This window comes from Streptococcus sanguinis, assembly GCF_900475275.1.
Classification (GTDB): Bacteria; Bacillota; Bacilli; order Lactobacillales; family Streptococcaceae; genus Streptococcus; species Streptococcus sanguinis_N.
In genome coordinates this window covers 705,441-729,984 of record NZ_LS483364.1, presented here as the reverse complement: position 1 = coordinate 729,984, position 24,544 = coordinate 705,441, and the positions used below count along the sequence as shown (strand labels likewise).

General features: G+C 43.5%; 22 protein-coding genes and 1 pseudogene. All 23 read right to left on the bottom strand.

Annotation, left to right across the window (positions count from 1 at the left end):
• Positions 1-62: 62 nt before the first annotated feature.
• The 23 genes and pseudogenes from macP to DQM55_RS03705 all read right to left on the bottom strand — a co-directional run bounded on the left by macP (position 63) and on the right by DQM55_RS03705 (position 24,542).
• Positions 63-485: a cell wall synthase accessory phosphoprotein MacP gene (gene macP / locus DQM55_RS03820; RefSeq protein ID WP_002905026.1), complete on the bottom strand. Its 423-nt coding sequence runs from the start codon at positions 483-485 to the stop codon at positions 63-65.
• 12 nt (positions 486-497) lie between these two features.
• Positions 498-1,049: an NUDIX hydrolase gene (locus tag DQM55_RS03815; RefSeq protein ID WP_111675524.1), complete on the bottom strand. Its 552-nt coding sequence runs from the start codon at positions 1,047-1,049 to the stop codon at positions 498-500.
• Positions 1,050-1,057: 8 nt separating this feature from the next.
• Positions 1,058-2,437 carry a bifunctional UDP-N-acetylglucosamine diphosphorylase/glucosamine-1-phosphate N-acetyltransferase GlmU gene (gene glmU / locus DQM55_RS03810; RefSeq protein WP_002897132.1) on the bottom strand — a complete coding sequence of 460 codons (1,380 nt, stop codon included), beginning with the start codon at positions 2,435-2,437 and terminating at the stop codon, positions 1,058-1,060.
• A 127-nt stretch (positions 2,438-2,564) separates the two neighbouring features.
• Complete coding sequence (locus tag DQM55_RS03805; protein ID WP_111675523.1) at positions 2,565-3,359, bottom strand: hypothetical protein; 795 nt, start codon at positions 3,357-3,359, stop codon at positions 2,565-2,567.
• A 285-nt stretch (positions 3,360-3,644) separates the two neighbouring features.
• Complete coding sequence (locus DQM55_RS03800) at positions 3,645-4,388, bottom strand: GNAT family N-acetyltransferase (RefSeq protein ID WP_111675522.1); 744 nt, start codon at positions 4,386-4,388, stop codon at positions 3,645-3,647.
• Positions 4,385-5,365, bottom strand: coding sequence for a glycerophosphodiester phosphodiesterase family protein (locus DQM55_RS03795; protein WP_111675521.1), 981 nt, complete (start codon positions 5,363-5,365; stop codon positions 4,385-4,387). Before DQM55_RS03795 ends, DQM55_RS03800 begins: the two co-directional genes overlap by 4 nt.
• A 9-nt stretch (positions 5,366-5,374) precedes the next feature.
• Entirely contained in the window at positions 5,375-6,073 is a 699-nt protein-coding gene (locus tag DQM55_RS03790) for a 3-oxoacyl-ACP reductase (protein ID WP_111675520.1), read from the bottom strand.
• Positions 6,066-6,302, bottom strand: a complete 237-nt coding sequence (locus tag DQM55_RS03785) for a DUF2829 domain-containing protein (protein WP_002899859.1) — start codon at positions 6,300-6,302, stop codon at positions 6,066-6,068. Before DQM55_RS03785 ends, DQM55_RS03790 begins: the two co-directional genes overlap by 8 nt.
• A 130-nt stretch (positions 6,303-6,432) precedes the next feature.
• The gene (locus DQM55_RS03780) at positions 6,433-6,897 is read right to left on the bottom strand and encodes a GNAT family N-acetyltransferase (RefSeq protein ID WP_111675519.1); all 465 of its coding nucleotides are present in this window, start codon (positions 6,895-6,897) and stop codon (positions 6,433-6,435) included.
• Positions 6,890-7,852, bottom strand: a pseudogene (locus DQM55_RS03775) (hypothetical protein). The gene DQM55_RS03780 and the pseudogene DQM55_RS03775 overlap by 8 nt, the downstream one beginning before the upstream one ends.
• 29 nt (positions 7,853-7,881) lie before the next feature.
• The gene (locus DQM55_RS03770; RefSeq protein WP_111675518.1) at positions 7,882-8,307 is read right to left on the bottom strand and encodes a GNAT family N-acetyltransferase; all 426 of its coding nucleotides are present in this window, start codon (positions 8,305-8,307) and stop codon (positions 7,882-7,884) included.
• Positions 8,308-8,370: 63 nt separating this feature from the next.
• Positions 8,371-9,381, bottom strand: coding sequence for a S41 family peptidase (locus DQM55_RS03765; protein WP_111675517.1), 1,011 nt, complete (start codon positions 9,379-9,381; stop codon positions 8,371-8,373).
• 71 nt (positions 9,382-9,452) lie between these two features.
• Positions 9,453-9,722 (bottom strand): hypothetical protein, encoded by a 270-nt coding sequence (locus DQM55_RS03760; protein ID WP_111675516.1) that lies wholly within the window; start codon positions 9,720-9,722, stop codon positions 9,453-9,455.
• A 43-nt stretch (positions 9,723-9,765) separates the two neighbouring features.
• On the bottom strand, positions 9,766-11,166 hold the full coding sequence (locus DQM55_RS03755) for an amino acid permease (protein WP_111675515.1): 1,401 nt from the start codon (positions 11,164-11,166) through the stop codon (positions 9,766-9,768).
• A 156-nt stretch (positions 11,167-11,322) separates the two neighbouring features.
• On the bottom strand, positions 11,323-13,317 hold the full coding sequence (locus DQM55_RS03750) for an FtsX-like permease family protein (RefSeq protein ID WP_111675514.1): 1,995 nt from the start codon (positions 13,315-13,317) through the stop codon (positions 11,323-11,325).
• Entirely contained in the window at positions 13,317-14,078 is a 762-nt protein-coding gene (locus DQM55_RS03745) for an ABC transporter ATP-binding protein (RefSeq protein ID WP_111675513.1), read from the bottom strand. The genes DQM55_RS03750 and DQM55_RS03745 overlap by 1 nt, the downstream gene beginning before the upstream one ends.
• Before the next feature lie 178 nt (positions 14,079-14,256).
• Positions 14,257-14,388 carry a hypothetical protein gene (locus DQM55_RS11865; protein ID WP_009659231.1) on the bottom strand — a complete coding sequence of 44 codons (132 nt, stop codon included), beginning with the start codon at positions 14,386-14,388 and terminating at the stop codon, positions 14,257-14,259.
• A 270-nt stretch (positions 14,389-14,658) separates the two neighbouring features.
• Positions 14,659-20,220, bottom strand: coding sequence for a SpaA isopeptide-forming pilin-related protein (locus DQM55_RS03735; protein WP_111675511.1), 5,562 nt, complete (start codon positions 20,218-20,220; stop codon positions 14,659-14,661).
• 327 nt (positions 20,221-20,547) lie between these two features.
• Positions 20,548-21,288 (bottom strand): class I SAM-dependent methyltransferase, encoded by a 741-nt coding sequence (locus DQM55_RS03730; RefSeq protein ID WP_111675510.1) that lies wholly within the window; start codon positions 21,286-21,288, stop codon positions 20,548-20,550.
• Positions 21,289-21,473: 185 nt separating this feature from the next.
• Positions 21,474-23,327, bottom strand: a complete 1,854-nt coding sequence (locus DQM55_RS03720) for a SpaA isopeptide-forming pilin-related protein (RefSeq protein ID WP_172454711.1) — start codon at positions 23,325-23,327, stop codon at positions 21,474-21,476.
• Positions 23,328-23,618: 291 nt separating this feature from the next.
• On the bottom strand, positions 23,619-23,804 hold the full coding sequence (locus DQM55_RS03715) for a hypothetical protein (RefSeq protein ID WP_111675507.1): 186 nt from the start codon (positions 23,802-23,804) through the stop codon (positions 23,619-23,621).
• A gap of 33 nt (positions 23,805-23,837) precedes the next feature.
• Positions 23,838-24,194: a class Ib ribonucleoside-diphosphate reductase assembly flavoprotein NrdI gene (locus DQM55_RS03710; protein ID WP_172454710.1), complete on the bottom strand. Its 357-nt coding sequence runs from the start codon at positions 24,192-24,194 to the stop codon at positions 23,838-23,840.
• Positions 24,195-24,542: a hypothetical protein gene (locus DQM55_RS03705; RefSeq protein WP_111675505.1), complete on the bottom strand. Its 348-nt coding sequence runs from the start codon at positions 24,540-24,542 to the stop codon at positions 24,195-24,197.
• Between the last annotated feature and the right edge of the window lie 2 nt (positions 24,543-24,544).

Here is a 24,544-nt window from a genome sequence, read left to right as displayed (position 1 = left end):
CATCTGATGAAAAAGAAGCTTAGACAGGCTAGGCTTCCTTTTAAGTGCAATAGAGCAGTTTTTTAAGGCCACCAAATAATAGCAGCAATCAAACCAATCAGTAGGATAACTACCCAAAGGAGAATCTTATTGAGTTTGGCTTGAAAGAGGCTTCGCTTCTGATTTTCAATCCGACGGCTCTTAGTCACGGTCGGATCTACCTCAATGTGCAGAGTCTCATCCGTAAACTCCTCTTGGTTTTGAGCAGTCTGATAACCAAAACGACTCTGATTCTGCTGAGACCGAGCTTCTTCATAACCAAAGCGGTTTTGAGGGCTTTGATAACCAAACTGAGTATCCTGTCGGCTAGACTGCTGCGAGCTAAAGGAGCTTCTGCCAGTTGAAAGAATTTTGGTTTCCTCGTCATCCATGAGAGGCGGCCCCGAAATATCCTCACCGCGGTTGGCCCGCTCAATGATTTCATCTGTTAATAAAGCTTTTCCCATTGATCTACGTTCCTATTTATTCAGATTTTTTTGTTGCCAGTACTGAAGGGCCATGATGGTCTTGGCATCGCAGATGTCACCGTTTTGCAGCAACTGATGCGCCTCCTCCAGACTGACTTCAAAAAGTTCCAATGTTTCATCCTCGTCTTGGGGACGAGGGTTTTCGACCTTTGTTAAATGGCTGGCGCTGTAGAGCTTGATTTTTTCATTACAAAAACCGATGGCAGAGTAGAAATCATAGACCAACTCCAACTGTCCTGTGTAGCCGGTCTCTTCTTCTAATTCTCGGAGGGCCGCCGCTTGAGGATCTGCATTCTCTCCTACCTCCAGCTTGCCAGCTGGAATCTCGTAAGAAGTCGCTTCAATTGCCTTGCGGTACTGCTTGACTAAAATCATCTTATTTTCCGGAGTGATAGCAATCACAGCCACCGCACCATTATGAAAAATCAAATCCCGTTGGGCTTGACCCTTGCCCTCTGGCAGCTCTACCTGGTCCTGAACCACTTTAAAAATCGATCCCTGATAAATCTCCGTCCGTTGGACGGTTTTTTCTTCAAATTCCATGATTAAACCTACTTATTTTGAGGGTGATGAGGAAGTCGCTTAGCATAATCTTCCTTGTTAATCTGACGGCCACGTCCCAGAGCAATGGCATCTGCTGGTACATCCTTCGTGATAGTAGAACCCGCACCGACCAGTGAGTTATCACCCAGCTCAACTGGGGCAATAATGGTCGAGTTGGAACCAACAAAGACATTGTCGCCAATGACAGTCTTGTACTTCTTCTGACCATCATAATTGACTGTAATCGTACCTGCACCAAAATTGACATTGGCGCCAACTTCAGAGTTTCCAATGTAGGTCAAATGACCAGCCTTGGTATTTTCGCCAATTGACGATCCTTTAACTTCAACAAAGTTGCCGACATGGACATCCTTAGCCAGACTAGAACCTGGACGGATATGAGCGTAAGGCCCGACCGTCACTCCATCTGCAACACTTGATTCTTCAATCATGGAGTTGGTGATAACAGTCCGTTCTCCAATGACAGAGTCCACGATGTAGGTACCATTAGTCAGGATAGTCTCTGCCCCAATCTTGGTCTGACCTTTCAGGGTCACATTTGCTTCAACTTGAACTTCAGGCGCAATTTCTACATCCACATCAATATAGGTCGCATGAGGATTGACAAAGCTGACACCATTGACCATATGCTGCTGGTTAATCCGACGGCGCATAACACTTTCAGCTGTAGCCAAAGCTACACGGTCATTAACCCCCAGACTTTCATCAAAGTCTTTGAGCGTATAAGCACCGACTTTCTCACCATTCTCGCGGAAAATACCAATCACATCTGTGATATAGTATTCACCTTGAGCATTATTGGTATTGATATTTTTGAGGGCTTCAAAGAGGCGAGCATTGTCAAAGACGTAAGTTCCCGTATTGATTTCCTTGATTTGCTGCTCAAAGTCAGAAGCGTCCTTCTGCTCGACAATTTTCAAAACTTCGTCGTGCTGGTTACGAACGATACGGCCATAGCCGAAAGGATTATCTGCTTCAGCTGTTAGGATAGTCGCAACATTCTTGTGGTTGATATGGAAGTCAATCAGATTTTTCAGGCTTTCTCCTGTAATCAAAGGAGTGTCGCCAGCAATGACCAGCGTCTGACCTGTCAGATTTTCCAAAACAGGCTCGGCCATCATAACGGCATGACCAGTTCCCAACTGCTCGGTCTGACGGACAAAGTCTGTCTGACCTGCCAAGACTTGCTCAACTAGCTCCGCCTTGTGGCCAACAACTGTCACGGTCTTTTCTGGATTAATAGCATTGACGCTGCGGAAAACATGTTCCAACATGGAAATCCCTGCAACCTTGTGCAGTACCTTTGGCAAATCTGACTTCATGCGAGTACCCTTACCCGCAGCCAAAATAATCGCGTAATTTGTCATCAATTATCTCTTTTCTGTAGGATATCACCTTTATTATATCACTAAAAGGTAATTTTTAAAAATTTAAAATCAAGTCATCCCCATAAAAATCTGCAACAAAAAAACTTTTGCACAAAAAAATCAGCCTTTAAACAGCTGATTTTGCTTCTTTTTCTTTGATTTTCTTTGGAAGATGGACTTTTGCCTTGCCATAGTCCTTGAAGACTGCCCTCTGCTTGAAGTAAATCAATTCTCCATCTAAGGCTGTATCTTCGTCCAAATCCATGGTCATATCAATAGAGCGAATGGTCCGAGTCTTAGGGTCAACCACAAAGGCAACCTGACACTTCTCAATATCAATGGTCGTATCATAATGTTCATCATTATAAGCATAGTAGAAGGCATCGATAAGGTCATAGGCCAAATCACCTTCTGCTGTCACCGAAAACTCATAGCCCCCGTCCACTTTTTTCTTAGTCAGTTCTGACTCATTATCTACCATGACCTGCAGCAAAGCCTTAAAGGAGGACATGCCCGAATAGCCATCAATATGTTTCCGGGAGTCGGTGTCATCAATGGTCTCAAATCCATCCTTTTCTTCCAAGTACATCCGATCTTCGCTGAAATAATGGGTCAGTTCTTGATCATCATAGGTTTCGTAAAGCTTAGCTAAATAAGGTGAATCTGAAACAGTCAGCTGTTTAACTGTCTTGGCTTTTCTTTTTTTGTAGCCTTCTAGATAGGTCGACTCAGACAGCCGATCCATGTAGAAACTGTCATGTTCGAATTTTTTCAAGGATGCATTCACTACAGCAGACAGCTTAAAGCGGGACTCGATTGCTTCCGCTATGCCTCCAGGTTTAAAGTAGGTATAAAGAAAGGTTCCGCCAATCAGTACAAAACAGACACAGCCGTAAATGATAAAAAAATGAACCTTCTTCAAAATCAATCCTCCTAGAAGCCTTCTGTCATTTTATAGCTTATATTATAAGCTTTTTTAGAGCTATTTTCAATCTTTTTCAGAAACGGTCTTTGAAGACTGTAGCGGAAGAAATGCTAGTTAGTTTTTCAAACTCTCAAGGTCATTGCCAAATGTATCTACAAGGCAAGTAGCTGTCCTGAAAATTCAGTTCTCCATCGTTCTTGTCATACAAACATAAATCATCATCTAGCACTTCCGATTTTACAGCCTCCATGATGTCTTTTAAGAAATAGCTTTGGTTTTTCTTCATTGGTCAAAAGTCCCTTTCCATTCATAGGCCGGATAAGCTCCTAGACACTGATAGCCCAAGCTTTCTGCGACCTTCTTGGAAGCTTCATTGTGCGCATCCCATAGTGGAAAGAGTGAGCGTTTTTGAGCTTCTAGAATCATCTGGGCACCCAAGATTTTGGCCAAGCCTTGTCTTTGGTAGGTCGGCTTGGTAGCAATTTCAATATCAAGGGCTCCATGATAGACCAATCCTGTCGATACAGCAGCGATGATTTCCTTCCCTGAATAGAGTAAAAAGCCAAAGCCACCCGTCGCTTGTAAATGGTCAAAATCGGAAAAGTCACCCTGCAAATCCTGAGACCAGACTTCCTCAGCCAAACGCTCATAACTCTCCTTATCAATCGGACAAAGGTAGTAGTTTGCAGGTAGACTGCTCCGCCATTTCTCCAAAGCCTCTGTATCAAAGTCGGCCCTGTCCGTAAAAGCATAGCGAGTGAACTGCTGCAGCTCACTCTGACTATCCAGAAACTCTTGCCAACTGCGCTCCTCGGAGATAATGACCTTGTCAGCTAAACTATATTTTTTGCTAAAATCCTGCCAAAAATAACAATCCACCTGACCAGCAGGAAAGATGAAATTTCCTAGTTGGTAAAGGCAGGATGTCTCAGGCGCATTCATGAAGAACTGCCCTAGGCCAGCATCCAAACCGTAAAGTACCATATTTTTGGTCCAGGATTGGAAAAAAGTATCCTTTGCCTTCATTCTTTACCTTCTTTCAGATGCAGTTCATTGATTTTATTCGTCCAGATATAGCCGTCAAAGCCCTCTGGGATATCTTTTAGACTATGGATATGATCGAAACCTTCTGATAAATCGCTGCCGCCAGCTGTTAGCTCAACCCATGTATTGACAGCTTCCATTCTTTCCATAAATTTGTTTGGCCAACCCCATAAGAATTTGGCATATTTCAAAGGAATGCGCAGCTCTGCATTTTTCATTTCCTCAGGGATATAGCCCGTAAAGCCCAATAATTCATATTGGATAAGAGCATTAAGCATGCGATTTTTGGACAAGAGCTTGAGACTGCTGCTCTGACTGCGCAACCAATGAACGCCTTCCTCGCTTGCCCCACAAACACTGAGTTTGTTTAACCTTTTGGGCGAGAGCGTTTTTAGCTTTTCCCACAAGACTTTATAGGTTTCTAATTTCCCGTCTTTGACCTCAATCACAAACTCCTTGTCTGGAAAGGCCTCAAAAACCTCATCTATTGTGGGCATCTGGCCGACTCCTTTTCCTCTAAAAGGATAGGTTTTTCCGCCATCAGCCGTATAACCGTAACCGATATCCATCTTTTTGAGCTCAGCCATCGTATAGTCCTGAATTTCTCCCTCAATGCCAGTTTTGAATTCCAGAGTTGCATCATGAAAGACTGCTAGTTGCTGGTCTTTGGACAATTTCACATCAAACTCCACTGCATCCGCTCCTAGGTCAAAGGCCGCCTGCATCGAAGAAAGGGTGTTCTCAAGATAGGGATGCGTAGGCGGGTCAATCATGGCTGCCGTATTGCTATCCCAGTCTGCTTTAGATTCATCAAAGGTCTGCGCAAGTCCTCGATGAGCTAGGATTTTATATTCCTGTCCATCTTTATTAGAAAAGATGCTTGTATTGTTTAACCAGATAAGAAATAGCAGAGCTAAACAAACTAGATAAATCTTCTTGCATTTTTCCCATTTAAACATTTTATTTCCTTACTTCAAACTCCAGCCGCCGTCAATTTTGATAATCTCGCCCTGCATAGCAGCTGCCTTGCCACTGGCTAGAAAGAGGCTGACATCTGCCACTTCCTGAGGATCCAGCCAACGCTTGATCGGCGTTTCCTCAGCAACCCAGTCTGCCAGTCCGCCTGGCTCAAAATCTGCGGCAGTCATAGCTGTCTTAACAGCGCCTGGCGCTAGACCAAAGACTTGGATATTTTTATCCGCATAGTCTAAGGCTATCTGCTTGGTCAGGCCGGCTAGAGCATGCTTAGAAGCTGTATAGGCAGCACCACCGCCACCAGCCAAAAAGCTAGCAATCGAGCACATGTTAATGATGATACCGGACTTTTTCTCCAACATTTTCTGCAGGTAAAAGCGAGTGATTTTTATGGTAGCGGTCAGATTGATAGCAAAAATCTGCTCCCAGTCCTCGTCACTTATCTCGTGTAGGGGACGATAATCGTCCAAGATACCTGCTGTATTGCAGAGAATATCCACCTCAGGTAAGTTAGTGAAGAGCGGTGTCAAATCACCCGTCAAATCCAGCTTGACAAAACGTAGCTCATTTAGAAAGCCTGGATTTTCATCCTTGTCCACCCCATAAACCCGGTAGCCATTTTCCAAAAAGGTCAGAGCCTGAGCTCGGCCGATGCCAGAGCTAGCTCCCGTCACCAGTACCGTCTTAGTCATCTACTTCCACCCAATCTGTCGCGAGGACATCACAAGGAGTCGGACTCCACATGGAGAAGCCCTCCCCCTCACCAGAAACATTGATGAGGAAATAAGGTGTCACCTCGAGAGCCACCCCATTCTGCTCAATCGTGTCAAAGAGCTGGACGTAGTTCTCTGCTCCACCCCAACCTGTACGCACATATTTTTTCTTGGCCTTAAGGCCTGGTAAAATTTCTTCAAATGTCATGGTTTTCTCCTTTTGTTTATTGGTAATCATTGACAAAATCCCTACTAGCCGCCAGTAGTCATAAGTATATTGAACGACTTTTTCTTGACTGTCAATAATTTTATCTGACGCTTTGCAACAAAGTCTAAAATTAGACCTTCTTCACCATCTCCACAAAGAGATGAATATCGCCATTGCTTTCCTGCGGGATGCGCCTCACCACTTCAAAGCCCATGTTGAGATAAAGCTGCTGGGCTCGGTGATTGAAGTCAACCACGTATAGCCTTATGACTTGGGGCGCCAAATTTGCCATGATAAATTCCAGAATTTCCTGCAGAAATCCCGCGCCCTGACCTTTTCCGCAATGCTCTGGCTTCATCCCCAAACCAAGCTCCAAAGTTCGCTCTCCTTTCTGCTCCAAGCAGAAAAATCCATAGAGTTCTCCTTCTCTCAGGACTTGATAATAACGGTCTCTACGCGCTTCTTGGGAGACTATTTCTTCATAATCTTCCAAATCATTTTTCATATCATAAAAGTCATAAGGCGCCTCGTAATGCCAATCATTGGCAATTTCTAAAGCATGCTGTTGAGTTAGCCGTTCAATTTTATTACTCATATTTTTTCACCTCCTCTGGGTGGGCTTCTCGCCATGCTAAATAGTCATCAAATGACTTGATTTGTGTTTTCTCACCTGTTGCAGAATCTGTCGCATACACCTCCATCACATCCTGTTCCTTAGGTGCAAACCAATGCAAAAGGTTGTCAAACCATTCTTTCTGATTATACTACTCAGGCCGGAAATAAAGTTGAGTCATATCCTTCATATTTTTGGCTACTTCTGGATAAAGCTGAGCAAAGTTGGTGTTAGAAATATCAATTTTATTATCAGAATCTAAGTCTGGAATAATAGCCCCTCGCAATTGCAATAAATGGTATTCTCTCAACTGAGCACTTAAGCTGTCCCCTAGTCCACCAGGAGTCAAACTCACTTTGTTTCGATATGGATCTTTCGTCGCCATCTCATTTCTTCTTTGAGCAACATCTTTAAAAAAGAGCTCCTCATTATCAATATCCAGTAAAAAACTTTGCTCAAAATATTCTCCATTAACATATTGGTAAAGATTGTCTCGTGCCATATAGTCTTTCCCATTACCATAATAACTGCTTAAGACTTCATTGAGTCTAAACTTTTGTGTCTGAATTCTAGGCAATTCATACAGGTCTAGTTCTTTCCTTGATAGATTAGGGCTATTTAAATCGTAGCTGATTATCTTATAGTATTCTTCTTTCCCAATTGGTGGAGAGTTTTTAACTTCTCCAATTCGCCAAGAATGAACAGCAATAGTTGAAACATAATTTTGGCCATAGTAAATATCAGCTCGATTATTTTTCTCATCCACAGCGACCAACACGAATTTATTGTTATCAAAAAGCTGAATGCTCTTAAATTTTGTTTCTCGTATATCAGTATAAACTTTAGTATTTATTTTAATAACCCATAAGGAGAGTAGACCTAAAGCTCCCAATAAAAGAATACTCAATAAAACATACACTATCTTCTTTTTTCTCATGACCGTCTATTTTTTTCTCCTTAAATTCTCTAAAACTCCCAATAAAATCGTTTCTGGTCTGCTTTTTCGCTGCAGCCGAGGCTGCGATAGAATTCGTGGGCAGCTGTGCGGGAAATGCCTGAATTAATTCGAATTCCTGTGTAGCCAGCCTCTTTCCCCTTTTCACGCAAAGCTTGCATCAGCGCTCTGCCATGTCCCTGCCCCTGAAAATCCTGAGCGACGGCCAAAGCCAAGAGATTGAGCAAGGACGGGAAATAGAGACAGTCGTAGCTAGCCGCATGAGCGTAACCTATGACCTGTCCGCCTTCTTCAGCTACCAAAATCAAATGCTGGTCATTCTCTAGTAGCCTCTTCAGTTGAGCCTCCGTCGCTTCCCTATCAAAGTCATAGCCCAGACACTCAGCATTAAGCCACTGAATGGCTGCAGCATCTCTTAGTTTTATCTTACGAATCATTTGTCACCTCGTTCTTCTCTTTATTATAGCAGAAAAGCAGTCTCTTTGACTGCTTTCAATGAACTATTCTCCTATCTGTCCCTTCAACCAAGATTCCGCCTCTTCTAAAGGCTGGTCTGTTAGGACATCGGGCTGAATTGCCTCATTCTCATAAAGCTTGCCCGTGCGATCTAAGATACTCGAGGTAGTCAAGAGCAAAACCGCTCCATCATATAGTTGATAATAATTATTTCCCGTAGTATAGCTTGCCGTTGGCTGACCAAAAATTTTAACATTTTCAAGTCCCTTAAAAGCTAAAACAGTTATCTCTCCTGAGCTACCTGTTTTCCCATTGGTAAGTACAGCTATCGGAACTTTCTTTGCTTTCTCATCAGTCTGCTCCAGACCAAGCTGCTTAAGGACATCTGATCGCGAAACCGCGCTCTTGCTTCCGTTTTTATACACGAATTGGAAGAGGTCTTCATTAGGCAGAAGAGAGGATAGTCCCGCAATCATCGGATACATATTCCCGCCAGTATTGTCTCTCAAATCCACAAGAACTGCCTGATAATCATCCTTTTTAAGAGCTGCTGACAGTTTGTTGGTATAAGTCTTCGCCGCTTGTGCATCACCGGTAAAAGCAGGAACTTTTAAATAGAGAATACCCTCTCTATTCTGCACTTCAGGCTGATTTTTGCTTTCTGGACTATTTTCGGGATTATCCTGTGGACTTAAAAAATAAGAATGTTTCCCGCCAGCCTCTTTGGTTAATTTTTCCAAGACAGGATAGGTGTCTTGATAAGTCTTGGCTGATTCAAGCTTCTCTAAAGCTTTCTTTTTCTCATTTTCCCAGTCTTTGCCCGTATAAAGACCGAAATCAAGCTTTTTCACGACCGAGCGAGCGTAGTCCTGCGGACTAGGTGGAAAAAGAAAAATGCCATAGTCTGGACCAAAGTAGGCTAGAAAACCTATTGAAAGAGCAAGCAAAATCAGCACCGTTCCCAAGCAACCTAAAAGGACTTTTTTCATAATCGCGCAACCTTTCTTGTTAAGATTCCTGAGCTGATTATAGCAAAATAGAGACACGTTTTCCATGTCTCTACCTTACATTTATTATCGTTAATCTTACATTTTTGTAAGATGATTTCATTTAAATCTACAGAAGCCTATTTCCATCTCTCACTCTTGGAACATGCAATCATCAAACCAGACCCAGCTAGAACTGCCAGAATAACAAGACAGATATTTTTCAGTGGATAGAGCCAGTCTTTATTTTCCTCATGCCACCTTGACTTCCAAAGCCGAACATAATCAGCATGCATATCTTCAGGCTGGTTCAGCTGAATATTAATCACAATCGCCAATAAGATCAGGGCGATAAAAGCAAGGGCAAAGAGCCAGATTTTCTTCTTTTGGGTTAGGTTAAGTTTTTTCATTCTTTTCTATTTCTTCTTTCTCTTTAATATCAATACTTTATCCCTACTCCTCTTTTACAGCGATTTCTGAGTTTCTATAGCCATAGAAGGCATAGATGAGACTTCCCAACGCTAGGGCAATTCCAAAGGCTTGCCAGGTTTCCTTGGTATACTGGGTCATGAAGGACAGGCAGATGATAATGGATAAAATCGGTGTCAGAGGTACCAGAGGCGTTTTGAATTCTCCTGCTTTCGGCATTCCTTGATCTTTCCGCAATTTCAAGACAGCAAGTGCCAATAAAATCAGATAGGCCAAGGTACAGATATTAAGGAAAGAGGCGATGCTAGCCAAGGGGAAAATACCTGCACAAACAGCTGAGGCAATCCCTACTAAAATCGTGGCATTCTTTGGCACCCGACTGATCTCTGTCAATTTCTTGAAAGAGCCAGGCAAGAGCCCATCACGCGCAATACTGTAAATCATCCGCGACAAGGCGTAGGTCATGGAGATGCAGACCGTAATCAGTGTCAAAATAGCGACGACAGAGATATAGTTAGCTGCCCAACCAAGTCCGACGCTGCGCAGGGCAAAGGCCACCGCATCTGAGACATCCAGCTTGCTATAGTGGACAATCCCAGTCAAGACCAAGGTCACCAAAATATAGAGAATGGTCACAATGCTCAAGGACAAAACAATCCCGCGCGGAACATTCTTTTGGGGCTCCTTAATTTCATCGACCGCCATGGAAATGGACTCAAAGCCAAGAAAGGCAAAGAACATGAGTGAAGCCCCAGCCATAATGCCGACCTTGCCGCCATAAATTTCTCCAAAGCCAAAAGGTGCAAAGTTAGACCAATTTTCTGGTTTGATGAAGAAAAATCCTGCAATGATAAAGAGCGCCAAGGCTGAGAATTTCAAGACTACCAAGGCTGAGTTGAAGCGCAGGGCTGCCTTGGAGTTCAAAAGGACAACTCCCGTAACAAAGGCCAAGACCAGAATGGGCAGCAAGTCCACATAAGTACCTGCTTTGGGATTGAAAGTGCCATTCAGGGCTGCCGGCAGCTGGATACCAAAGCCGCTGAGCAATCCTTTCAGATAAGAGCCCCAGCCAGAGGCAACACCTGAGATAGCGGTCATGAACTCCATGATGGTCAGCCAGCCAGCCAGCCAAGCAGGAAATTCTCCCAGAACAGCATAAATATAACTGTAAGCTCCGCCATTGGCCGGAATCCGTGAGGCAAACTCAGCGTAAAAAAGGGCCGAAATACTCACACAAAGCGCTGAAATGACAATCGAAACAGTCAGAGCAGGCCCAGCATATTTGGCCGCCCCGGTCCCTGTGATGGTGAAAATCCCAGTTCCTACCATGGCTCCAATACCAAGCAAAATCAGATCTGGAATTTTCAAGTGACGGCGCATGCCCGTTCTGTCCTTGCTAGCATCTTTTTTTCTAAATATATTCATCTATTCTTATTCTCCTAATTGCATTAACGCCCTATTTTATCATATTTCCTCCCTTTTAGGAATCCTTCTCAGAAATTTACCGAAAAGAAAGGCTGAGAAAAATCTCAGCCTAAGTCTTTAAAATAGATGAAAGGTATATGAAGCCTGTCTCTACTATCACATGGCCACAATTTTGCGATAGCTGCGAGAAGTAATGAGAAAGACACCGACATATACTGCAATAAACAGAGCGCAAACCCTCAGAGTCACCACTAACATAAGACTTGCGTTGAGCACGCCCAACATCTGTAAAATGAGACTGAGCATATGATAGGCAAAAGCCAAATGAAGGAAAGCAAAGATTAGGGGCAGGAAGAAGACAGTCTGTACTTGTTTACGAATGGTCTTTCTAGTCTGTTGCTCGTCTAAGCCGACTTTCTGCAGGATGATGAAGCGATCACGGTCTTCGTAACCTTCGGAAATCTGCTTGTAGTAGATAACCAGCACTGTTCCCATCATGAAGACAATAGAGAGGAAAATCCCTATAAAGAAGACACCACCTAGCATACCCTTAATTTCAAGTATGCCAATCACACCAGTTTGACCGTGGACACCTCCGGCACCTTCTGGCAGGGACTGGTTATAGTCCGTCATTTTCTTTTGATAGATTGTATCCAGCTTAGCCTTTTCATCTTCTGATGCTTCAATATCCAGACTACCATAGAGAACAGGATTAATAGCTTGCTGCTCCATCTGATGAGCTAAGAGTTGACTAGGATCCTTGGCTACTAGATACAGGCCTTTAGGAATGATGATATTATACTCATCTGGAATCTTGTGAAAAATAAAATCTTCAGACAGGACTGTCTTGATCGTCAAGTTTTGGCCAGCCAGCTGCAGAGGTTGCTTATAATCCAGATCCACCCCCTTGTTAAAGACGGCAATCTCATTTTCCTGCAAAGATAGATCCTTTCCTGTCAGCTTTTCGTAATCCTCGCTGGAAAACATCAAGATATAGGTATTAGGTGACACAGTCCATTGTCCCTTAGGATAAATATCTAGACTGTTACCCTCTTTCTTCTTGACACCCATTGAATAAAACTGATAGGTCTCCTGTTGCTTGACCTTCAGCTGATTCTCTGCTACAAACTCTGTCAAGACCTGATCCAGCTGTTCTTTTTTTGCATTCACACCGCCATTGATAGAGAAATCATGCGGAAACATAAGTTTCTGCATAAATTCCGCGCCAGAATAGATGTTCATACCGGCAGAGAAGGTCACTAGAACCATTGTTGATAGGATGGAAATAGTAGCCAGCCCCACTGCATTTTTCTTCATACGGTAAATAAGATTTGAGACGGAAATCATATTATTGGGCTGGTAGTAATACTTTTTGTTCTTTTGCAGAAGCTGCAGAAAGACTGTAATACCAGCATTAAAGAGCAGGTATGTTCCTAAAATGACCAAGAGGACTGCTCCAAAAAAGATGAAGATTGCCTCCATAGGATTACGCACAGTCTGAGCCAGATAGTAGCCGTAGAGCAGAGCCGCCAGGCCAATAAAGGTCTGTGGCAGTAAAAACCGGCTCTTCTTCTCTCCGCTGGCCTTTTCCTTAGCCATCTTCAGAGAATCAAAACGCAGAATTCGCCAACCATTAACAAAGACCAAGCCTGCAAAAATAAAGCCATAGAAAATAAAAACAAGAATCAAGACCGGTAGCTGGAAAGTTGAAACCAAAACCACCTTGGTACCCATGAGCTTGAGCAAAAAGGCATAAATCAGCTGGTCAAAGAGAACACCAATAGTCAGCCCCAAGATTACAGCCATTAGCCCGAAAATCAGAAGCTCAATAAAAGTCATAACAAAGAGATGACGTTTATTGAGACCTAGCATGCCATAAAGTCCCAGCTCCTTGGAGCGATTCTTCATAACAAATTGATTGGCATAAAAGACAATAATTCCGGCTGTGATGTTTACAATAACAACCCCTAGGACCAAAACGAGGATAACAGAGCTGGCACCTGTCATTTTGGATAGATTGGGATTAAAAGCCAAGGAGTTGAAAATATAAGAAATGGCTACAGCCACACAGGTAGCCAGTGCAAAAGGATAATAGAGACGGCGGTTCTTAATCAGATTGGATACCGCCAATTTTGCTGCTAATCGAAACACTAGTCCTTCACCTCACTTGCCATAACTGTCAGAGTATCGGAAATCTCTTGGAACATCTGCCGCTCGGTCTTGTCACCACGGAAGATTTGGTTGTAGAGAATCCCATCCTTGATAAAGAGCACCCGCTTGGCCCGGCTAGCCGCTGCCGTTGAGTGGGTCACCATGAGAATGGTTTGACCGCGGGCATTGATGTCGTCAAAGACATCCAACAGGGCTGCTGAAGATTTGGAATCCAAGGCTCCCGTCGGCTCATCCGCCAGCAGAATCTCAGGATCTGTGATGATGGCTCGAGCTACTGCAACCCGTTGCTTCTGGCCACCGGAAATCTCATAAGGAAACTTCTCTTGCAGCTTGTTAATCCCCAGCTCGTTGCAGGTCGTGACCAGCTTTTGCATCATCTCGGTAATGGGACGGCGAGAGAGGACTAGCGGCAGAAGAATATTATCCTTGACCGACAGGGTATCTAGCAGGTTGAAATCCTGAAAGACAAAGCCTAGCTTTTCTCGGCGGAAGCTGGAAGCCTGGCTGTTTTTGATGGTTGCTGTGTCAATTCCATTGAGAAAGACGCGGCCCTCAGTCGGCTTGTCCAACATGGCTAGGATGTTGAGCAGGGTGGATTTCCCGGAGCCCGACTCCCCCATGATGGCGACATATTCGCCTTTTTCTACCGTAAAGTGAATGTCTTTCAATGCCTCTACTTGACTGCCCTGAAAGCGGGTTTTATAAATCTTTTTCACGTGCTGTACGTCTAATAATGTCATACTCGAACCTCTTCTTTATTTAACTTGATACTACTATCATACCGGAAAGACAGACAAGTTTCCATAACCTAATCTTTCATTTTGCCTGCCAATCTTACATTTTTGTCATCTTGTGCTCCAAGTCGGATAAAGAGAAAAGTCAACCGACCTTTCTCTTATCCTTGAATACTGGAAACTCTCAGTGACTGTACTGCAGCCAGAAATAATATTGACTGGAAGCACAGCCTAGACGAGTCTTCTCGATTTCTTCCTTGGAAATCTTTTGAGCTTTAGGTTTACTTTGGCGATGGTTAAAAAGATTGATTTTCATAGCGGGCCTCCTTCTTGAAATCTGATTATTAGTTTGGAAGATAGTTATCTTCTTTTTCTTTACACTTATAGGATACCGGATTCCCAGGCTAGCTGCCATAAGATAACCTTTCATTTTAGCCTTTAAACTTACATTTTTGTCACTTAGAAAAATAGTTTTCGATTGCCCTTAAACTGCATCAATAGGCCTAAATTCAACGATAACTATCGGCTTCTTTCATCAAGCACATAAAAAACAAGCGTCAACGTTCATTGACACTTGTTTTCTGTTTTATTTTTTGAAACGAATCCCGAAATAAACCCCACAACCAACTATCAGAATCAGACCGAAAGCAAGTAGCGTAAAGCTGATTTCTGTACCTGTGAAAGGCAGAACTTTCTTCGTCTTCCCCTTATCTCCAGGTTTATCTTGGTCTTTTTCTATTGGTTTATCTTGATTTGATTTTTTCGGATCTGGTTCATCTGTTTTTTTAGACGGATCCTTGTCTGGGCCAGTCGGTTTCGTTTGGTCAGTTACGACTAACGTCCCATCCTTGTATTCTACTGTATTTCCGTCAGCATTTACAACTGTTACTGTGCCATCGAGATTCACTTGGAACACAATGTCGGTAACAGCTAGGTAACCGGTTGGGGCTGCAGCTTCATGGAAGGTATATACTCCAGGAGCTAATCCAAGCTCATGCGATGTATTTGCTTCTGAAGTCCATTTTGCTACAGGATTGCCAGTTGCCTCTTTGCCTTGGAAAATTTGAATCTCTGCACCAGCAATTTCTGTACCACCGAGGTTGACCTTACTGAAGGTTACCTTACGTGGAAGATTATCGTCCTTATCCGTTACTGTAACAGTTGAGCCGTTTGTTACGACCTTGTTCTCTTCACCCTTGGAGTCTTTCTCGCCAACGTTTGTCACTTCCACTGTGCCGTCTTGTTTGACTTGGAAAGTGATGTCGGTTACTTTGAGGTAACCCGTTGGGGCTGCTTCCTCATGGAAAGTATAAGTACCTGGAGTCAAGTTCAATTCTTTAGACTTACCAGCTTCGGATGTCCAGCTTTCGACTGCGTTTCCTTCAGCTTTCTCGCCCTTGTAAATCTTGATTTCAGCACCAGCAATCTCAGTACCGCCTAAGTTGACCTTACTGAAGGTTACCTTACGTGGAAGGTCGTCATCCTTATCGGTAATAGTCACTTTAGAACCATCGGTTACAACCTTGTTTTCTTCACCCTTAGAGTCTTTCTCTCCGACATTGGTCACTTTCACTGTACCATCATGGTTCACTTGGAAAGTAATGTCTGTTACTTTGAGGTAACCCGTTGGAGCCGCTTCCTCATGGAAGGTGTAAGTACCTGGTGCCAAGTTTATATCTTTAGACTTACCAGCTTCGGATGTCCAGCTTTCTACTGTTTGGCCTTCTGCCTTGTCGCCCTTGTAGATCTTGATCTTTGCACCTGCGATTTCAGTACCGCCGAGATTAACTTTACTGAAAGTAATAGTCTTGGGACTGTCATCGTCTTTATCCGTTACAGTAACTTTAGAACCATTAGCTATGACCTTGTTTTCTTCACCCTTAGAATCTTTTTCTCCTACGCTAGTCACTTCCACTGTACCGTCTGTTTTGACTTGGAAGGTGATGTCGGTTACTTTGAGGTAGCCGGTTGGTGCGGCTTCCTCATGGAAAGTATAAGTACCAGGAGTCAAGTTCAATTCTTTAGACTTACCAGCTTCAGATGTCCAGCTTTCTACTGGATTGCCTTCTGCCTTGTCGCCCTTGTAGATCTTGATTTGAGCTCCTGCGATTTCAGTTCCACCAAGGTTAACTTTACTGAAAGTAATAGCTTTTGGACTATCATCGTCTTTATCCGTTACTGTAACAGTTGAGCCGTTGGTTACGACCTTGTTGTCTTCACCCTTAGCGTCTTTCTCGCCGACATTGGTCACTTTCACTTTGCCATCATGCTTGACTTGGAAGGTGATGTCGGTCACTTTGAGGTAGCCGGTTGGGGCTGCTTCCTCATGGAAGGTGTAAGTGCCAGGTGCCAAGTTGATGTCCTTAGACTGATTAGCTTCAGATGTCCAGCTTTCAACGGCTGTACCTTCAGCTTTCTCGCCCTTGTAAATCTTGATTTCAGCACCGGCAATTTCAGTACCGCCGAGGTTGACCTTGCTGAAGGTAATCTTACGTGGGAGATCATCATCCTTGTCAGTCACTGTAACAGTTGAACCGTTTGTTACGACCTTGTTCTCTTCACCCTTAGCGTCTTTCTCGCCGACATTGGTCACTTCCACTGTACCGTCATGTTTAACTTGGAAGGTGATGTCCGTTACTTTGAGGTAGCCGGTTGGGGCTGCTTCTTCATGGAAAGTATAAGTACCAGGAGTCAAGTTCAATTCTTTAGACTTACCAGCTTCAGATGTCCAGCTTTCTACTGGATTGCCTTCTGCCTTGTCGCCCTTGTAGATTTTGATCTGAGCACCAGCGATTTCAGTACCGCCGAGGTTGACCTTACTGAAGGTCACCTTACGTGGAAGATCGTCGTCCTTGTCAGTCACCGTAACAGTTGAACCATTTGTTGCTACGGTGTTAGATTCACCCTTAGCGTCCTTCTCACCAACATTGGTCACTTCTACTGTGCCGTCATGCTTGACTTGGAAGGTGATGTCCGTTACTTTGAGGTAGCCGGTTGGGGCTGCTTCCTCATGGAAGGTGTAAGTGCCAGGTGCCAAGTTAAGGTCTTTAGACTTACCAGCTTCTGAAGTCCAGCTTTCTACGGCTGTACCTTCAGCTTTATCGCCCTTGTAAATCTTGATTTGAGCTTCTGCGATTTCAGTTCCACCAAGGTTGACCTTACTGAAGGTAATCTTACGCGGTAGGTCATCATCTTTATCCGTTACTGTAACAGTTGAGCCGTTGGTTACGACCTTGTTGTCTTCACCCTTAGCGTCCTTCTCGCCGACATTGGTCACTTCCACTGTACCGTCTGTTTTGACTTGGAAAGTGATGTCAGTCACTTTGAGGTAACCCGTTGGGGCCGCTTCCTCATGGAAGGTATAAGTACCTGGTGCCAAGTTAAGGTCTTTGGACTTGCCAGCTTCTGAAGTCCAGCTTTCTACAGCTTGGCCTTCAGCTTTATCGCCTTTGTAGATCTTAATCTCTGCACCTGCGATTTCAGTACCGCCAAGACTGACCTTACTGAAGGTTACCTTACGCGGTAGGTCATCATCTTTATCCGTTACTGTCAGTGTTGCTCCATGGGTCGCAACGGTGTTAGATTCACCCTTAGCGTCTTTCTCACCAACGTTTGTCACTTCCACTGTTCCGTCTGTTTTGACTTGGAAAGTGATGTCGGTTACTTTGAGGTAACCTGTTGGTGCGGCTTCCTCATGGAAAGTGTAAGTGCCAGGTGCTAAGTTGATGTCCTTAGACTGATTAGCCTCGGAAGTCCAGCTTTCAACGGCTGCACCTTCAGCTTTGTCTCCCTTGTAGATCTTAATCTCTGCGCCAGCAATCTCAGTACCGCCGAGGTTGACCTTACTGAAAGTAATGGCTTTCAGACTATTGTCCTCTTTATCGGTTACAGTAAGAACCAAGCCATTTGCTTCAACAGAATCTGTTGCACCTTTAGCATCAACTGTAATGGTACCATCAAAATGAACTGTGAACTTAATATCTTCTACAGCTACAAATCCAGCAGGAGCAAGGCTTTCTTTCAGAGAATAGGTCCCTGGAGCTAACTTAACCACCTTAGATGCGTTGGCTTCGGAAGTCCACTCTGCAAGAGGTTTAGCTTCAGGACGAATCCGACTGCCTTTGTAGAGTTTCAATTTCGCCCCTGGGATTTCCTTCCCGTTTGGATCTACTTTCTTGATCGTCACATCACGTTCTGAGTCGTCATCCTTGTCTGTTACCTTCAAAGTTGCTCCGTCAGTCACAACCTTGTTGTTTTCACCTTTAGAGTCTTTCTCGCCGACATTGGTCACTTCCACTGTGCCGTCATGTTTGACTTGGAAAGTGATGTCGGTTACTTTCAGGTAACCAGTTGGAGCTGCTTCCTCATGGAAGGTGTAAATACCAGGCTCCAAATTGATTTCTTTAGACTGATTAGCTTCGGAAGTCCAGCTTTCTACTGCTTGACCCTGCGCTTTGTTGCCCTTGAAAATCTTAATTTGAGCGCCAGCAATTTCTGTACCGCCTAGGTTGACCTTACTAAAGGTAATGGCTTTAGGACTATTATCCTCCTTGTCGGTAATCGTCAGAATTGAGCCCGCTGCTTGAACAGTATCTTCTGCTCCTTTTTTCACAAGAGCAACAGTACCATTATCGCCTACTGTAAATGTGATATCTTCTACATATTGATAACCAGCAGGAGCGTTAGCTTCAGTCAGTGTATAGGTTCCTGGAGACAATTTTATGACTTTAGAAGTGTCAGCCTCAGAAGTCCAGTCTGCAACAGGAGCTTCTTCCTGATCAACATGATCACCTTTATAGATTTTCAGTTGCGCACCAGGAATTTCTTTCCCGTTTGGATCTACTTTTTTGAAAGTTACATCCTGCTCGGTTACCGTCTTCTTATTGACGATCTCGCGCGATACAGATTTGTCTGTTCCAAAATCCTGGGAACCAATCTTAATTTCCTCAGTTAATTTATCATATCCTGTAGGAGGAGTCACTTCACGGATGGTATAATCATCGCGCAACAAGTCACCCAAGTTGGCATTCCCGTTAGAATCTGTAGTTAATTTTCCGACAACTGCTCCGCTCCGATCACGAACAACTTCAAATTCTGCACCTTGCAGGTCCTCACCATTTTCATTAACCTTATGGAGCTTAATGGTGAAAACATAGCCTTCTCCAACACCGCCTGCAATCTGATAAGAACGATTTTCAGATGATGTCGTTGTTTGACCACCATTATAGGTCATGGTAGCACTGTTGGAAACGCGCTCACCATCAACTAGATCGTAATCTGCTTTTGTCTTATAGTCCAGCAAATACCCGAAACCATCCATGTCGCCAAGGTCAATCGTGAATCCATCACCAGCAGCATTCTCTGTGATTTTTGATTGGAAATTAGCTGTCACGTCTTCTGTTGAATCCCGCACCCAATCTCCATTATTCCAGCGCCAAGCAATTTTATAGACCCGAATTGAGTCTCTCATGATTTTAAAATTAGGCGAGGTAATTTTGTCAGTTATCGTTACTCCGGTATAATGCTCCATATTGCGGTTAATCGCAATATTGTAATGAACCTCGTTCTTACCGTCTTCTGCTGCCTGATAAGAGCTCTTCTCAATTTTTGAGTCATATCTTTTGGGTGGTCCATTATAATGGACGATTCCCGGATACAACATCCGACCTCCTACGGTAAATCCACCATTCAAGTCACCTTCTTGTCTCACAACATCATGGTCAACTCGTGCATAGAAGAAGAATTCTCCTTGAACACCAGACTTTTGCTCAACATAATTTGTATAGGTCAAAGTAATGGTCTTGTTGGTTGAATCCAAAAATCCATTTGCCACTACGTTATCTGAGCTGTCCTTAAGTTCAATAGCTGAAGAGTTCCCAAAAGCATACTCAGAGGGCAAGGTGATTTTTGTCGTATCTCCTTGATGTACTTGGTTATCCGGCAAGACAAACTTTGCGTAAACTCGAAAAGTTTCCCAAATATCAATTCCCTGCGTCAAATCACCACCTGAAGAGTTCTTCAGGCTCATCTCAGTGATAACATCACCAAACTCAGCTGCTTGCACCTGAGTAAGAGGAGCTACTGATGGCAAAATGACTCCTAAACAAAGAATAATAAGGTGGAGCAATGCTCTAATCCTTTTGTTCATGCAATTTTCCTTTCTCACAATATTCAGTTTTAAATGTACAATGTAATTGTATACTAACTGAGCTTCCCCATCTTGTCAGTGCCCGCTTTCTAGAAAGCGAACATTTATAGATACATTACATCTACATTTTATCATACTATAAGAAAAATGGCTATACACAAAAGAAAATTTTTTTAACATTTGTTTACCTTTTTGTCATTTAGAAGAGGTGGACGATTTATATGGTTCATTCGCAAATCAAACCACTATTGTTAGGGTCAATTACGTCTGACAATCAATGTCCTCAATAACATAGAAAAACCGGAAACAAAGTCCGGTTCTTCTGATTTATTTCCTAAACGTCAGGACATAAAATTTCCCATCCCAGAGGAGTTTCAACTCCTTCTCCTTAACCCCTGCCGGTATAACGGCCTCAATTTCTCCTAAATCAACAGTAGCGTCCTTAAAATAGTTCTTGCTGAAGTGGTTCTTCTTATATTGCTGGTCGACATAGTCTGCCGTCTCGTCTGAAATCATAATCTTAGTTCCTGGCTTAGCCACCCGCAGCATTTCCTGCATGGCCTTGGCCTTATCACTAAAGAAATTAATTCCGCCGATATGATAGACGATGTCAAAGCTGTTATCCGCAAAGGGAAGGTCCTCCGCACAAGCATGAAAGAGCTGCAGATTTGTCTTCTTGGCGCAGGATTTCTGGCATTTTTTCAGCATGCCTATGGAAATATCTGCCCCGAAAAAGTCTAGGCTTTTCAGGTCAATATTCTCAGGGATGTAGCGTAGGTCGTGACCTGTTCCGATAGAGACATAAAGAACTGACAAATAATCCTTCCATTCTATTTCTGCCATCTGGTCCTTTCTCAGCTTGTCAATAGCCTTGCCATGGAGAAGTGGCCCCATCCATTTCTCACCAAAATCATACCAGCGAGCCAAGCGATTGTACATGGTCATATACTTGGCATTGTCCCCTGAGACATAGTCCGGATTCAGCGCCAGATAGATGTCTCCATCTTTTTGAAAATCCGCTAACTTCAAACCTGGCTTCAGCTTCTCTTGTATTTTTGTATCTGTCATATCTTCTGTCTCCTTTTTCTATTTGCCATTTATTATAGAGGATTCTGAGACAAAAACAAGAGTTTTTCCGTAAGTGGCTGCCCAGCATGAGTAACTGGAAGAAATTGCTCAGTAAGCTGCAAAAAACTAGACAAAAAATGTGCAAACAAAAGAAGATAAAGCATTCTGCCCTATCCTCTCTTTATTTATTTGCTCAGTCGAGTCTTATGGTAAAGTCCTAAAAGAGTCAGAACTACCAGACCAGCAAGAACTAGTCCAAGACTTTCAGCAGAGCCAGTCGCAGGAAGCACTTTTTTAGGTTTTCCTTGACCATCTGCTGCTTTATCAGAATCAGATGATTGATTTGGCTTAATACCACCTTGAACTGCTTTATCAGGCGTACCAGGTTCAGCTGGTGCCGCTTGGTCAGTAATGAACAACTTACCATCTGTATATTCTACAGCATTGCTATTAGCGTCTAGAACTGTTACAGTGCCATCTTCATTGACTTGGAAGACAATATCAGTCACAGCCAGATAACCTGTCGGAGCCGCTTCCTCATGGAAGGTGTAAACACCTGGCTCTAGGTTAATTTCTTTAGATTTGTCAGCTTCTGAAGTCCAAGATGCGACAGGACTGCCCTTGCTTTCCCGTCCCTTGAAAATCTGAATCTGTGCACCAGCAATTTCCTCACCAGCTAGATTGACCTTGCTGAAAGTTACCTGTTTGTCCGCTGGAGTTTGAGTTTGCTTATTGACCACATTGACTGCAACCAATCTGCTGTCTCCAGAATCTCCAGATGCCGGACTTCCTACGTTCAAAGTCTTACCAAAATCCGTCGGACTGATAGTAATATCCTCTGTCAGGCGATCGTAACCAGCTGGAGCAGTCGTTTCACGCAGAATATAAGTGTCACGCAGAAGGTTACCAACTTCCGCATTACCATCCGCATCTGTCGTGATTGTACCAACTACCTTATTGGTCGCTTTCCGCACCACTTCAAAGACTGCACCGCTCAGAGAAGCATTAGACTCATCAGTCTTGTGAACCTTAACCTTGAAGTTATAGCCTTCGGACTTTCCGCCAGCAATCTGATAAGAGTATTCATTGGTGACAGACACAGTCTCGGTATTGTTGTAGTTCATGGTAGCCTTATTTCCTACAACCTCTCCATCAGCCAAATCATAGTCGGCCAATGTCTTGTACTCAACTAGGTAGCCGAATCCTTCTACATCACCGAAGTTGATTGTCAAGCTATCGCCTTCAGCGCCAAAGGTCATTTTAGACTGGAAGTCTGCTGTTACGTCTTCAGTCGAATCACGCGCCCAATCTCCATTATTCCAGCGCCAAGAAACCTTATAAACTCGTACAGAGTCTTGAACAATCTTAGCGTTTGTATCACCCAGCTTGTCCGTCACAGAGACATTTTTGTAGTTCCCCATGTTGCGGTTAATGGCCACATTGTAGCGGATTTCATTCTTAGCATCAGCATCCCACTGAAAAGCACTTTTTTCTAGCAGGGACTCATACTTTTTCGGCGGTCCATTATAGTGAATGCTGCCGGCTGGAATCCTATTATTGCCTACAGTGAAAGTAGCTGGAATATCTCTTTCCTCTGTGACGACCTCGTGGTCAATCCGCGAATAGAAGAAAAACTCGCCTCTGACACTGGACTTCTGCTCCACATAGTCTGTATATGTCAGTGTGATGGTCTTGGCATCGCTATCCAGGACTCCATTAGCCACCAGGGCTCCGTTTTCATCCTTGAGCTCAATAGCTGAAGAATTCCCAAAGGTAAACTCATTCGGTAAATGAATCACCGTTGTATCACCTGCATGGGCTTGGTTATCTGGCAGGGCAAACTTAGCATAGACGCGGAAGGTCTGCCAGATATCCACACCATCGGTCAGCTGCTCACCAGAGTTAGTGGTGAGGTGCATCTCAGTGATGACATCATTAAGTTCAGCCGCCTGAGCCTTAAGGGTTCCGGCTAGGAAAGGCAGGAACACGCCTAGACAGAGAATGATTAGCTGAAACCATACTCTCAGTTTTTTATTCATGCAATCTTCCTTTCTCACAAGTAAAATTTGTTTAAAAGTACAGCGTATTGGCCAGCCAGTTAAACACACTCTTTTCATGTTTTTCTGCCTTTTTGACAAACACTGGAAAGACAATACTAATTCATTGTACCATATTGACTATTAAAAAACTATAGGAATGCTCACAGGGTTTTATCATAAAAAGGAGAAAGAAGATGCTAAGCCTTCTCTCTCCTATTGATACACAAAACAGGTCAAAAGATGACCTAAAAATCATTGAACAAATTAAGATCTTCTATTTTGACAAAAAAGTCAATCTTTCTGTGACGCACTGGAAGTTGCGTCTACCTGATTCTGATCTACTTCTTCTTGTTTGGAAGAATTTCTTTCCGTCTTATCTGAAGTGTCAGGATCTTTCTGTACATGCCCGCAGGCCGTTAGGATAAAGACAGAAATCAGAGCCAGAAACAAGCTCCCAATTTTCTTGAACCCAGACATACGAGTCCTCCATTTATACGAAACTTGATGAGACTAGTACTCCGCCAAAAATGCCTGCACAGTCTTGACATCTTCTGAACTACCGCCTTGGTCAATATCGCAGATATGCTGTAGCCCATACTTTTCAATAATCAAGGCAGTCGCTCCGCAGAAGGTCCGACCGTGTTTAACAGAGTCACCATTGTTAACAAAACCTTTAATCAGCCCAGGATGTTTCTTGATGAAGCGTTTGGTGGACCACGGAATTTTCCCAGCACCAGCATTTCGAGTAATGAGAATGCAAGGCTCTTCCAGTTTCTCCTTGATGCTCTGGGTCGGATAGCCCAGTGATTCTGCAAATCGTTTTCCAATACCAGTATTTGAATCATAAACTACAATCATCTTCATCACCTACTTTCTTAAAAAAAGGATAGCAAACCAAGCCGCAAAGCCTAAAACTACAACATCTGAGATGAGCATAAGCATGAACTCCAAATCTGGCATCATGTGAATGTAAATCAAAAATGCCACAGTTGCCAAAGCCAGTGCCGCCAGCTTAGCAACTGCCGGCAAGCCCGGAATCAAAGCTGCTCCGATTAGAACAATGATGAGACCTCCGACTAAAAATGACTGAAAATCCACACTTAAACTAAAACCAACTGTCACACCGCCGTAGCCAATGGTCAAAAGACCAATCGCGACCAGACAGATACCCAAAATAGCCATTCCACTCATGGCAAATCCTCCTTGCTTATTCATTT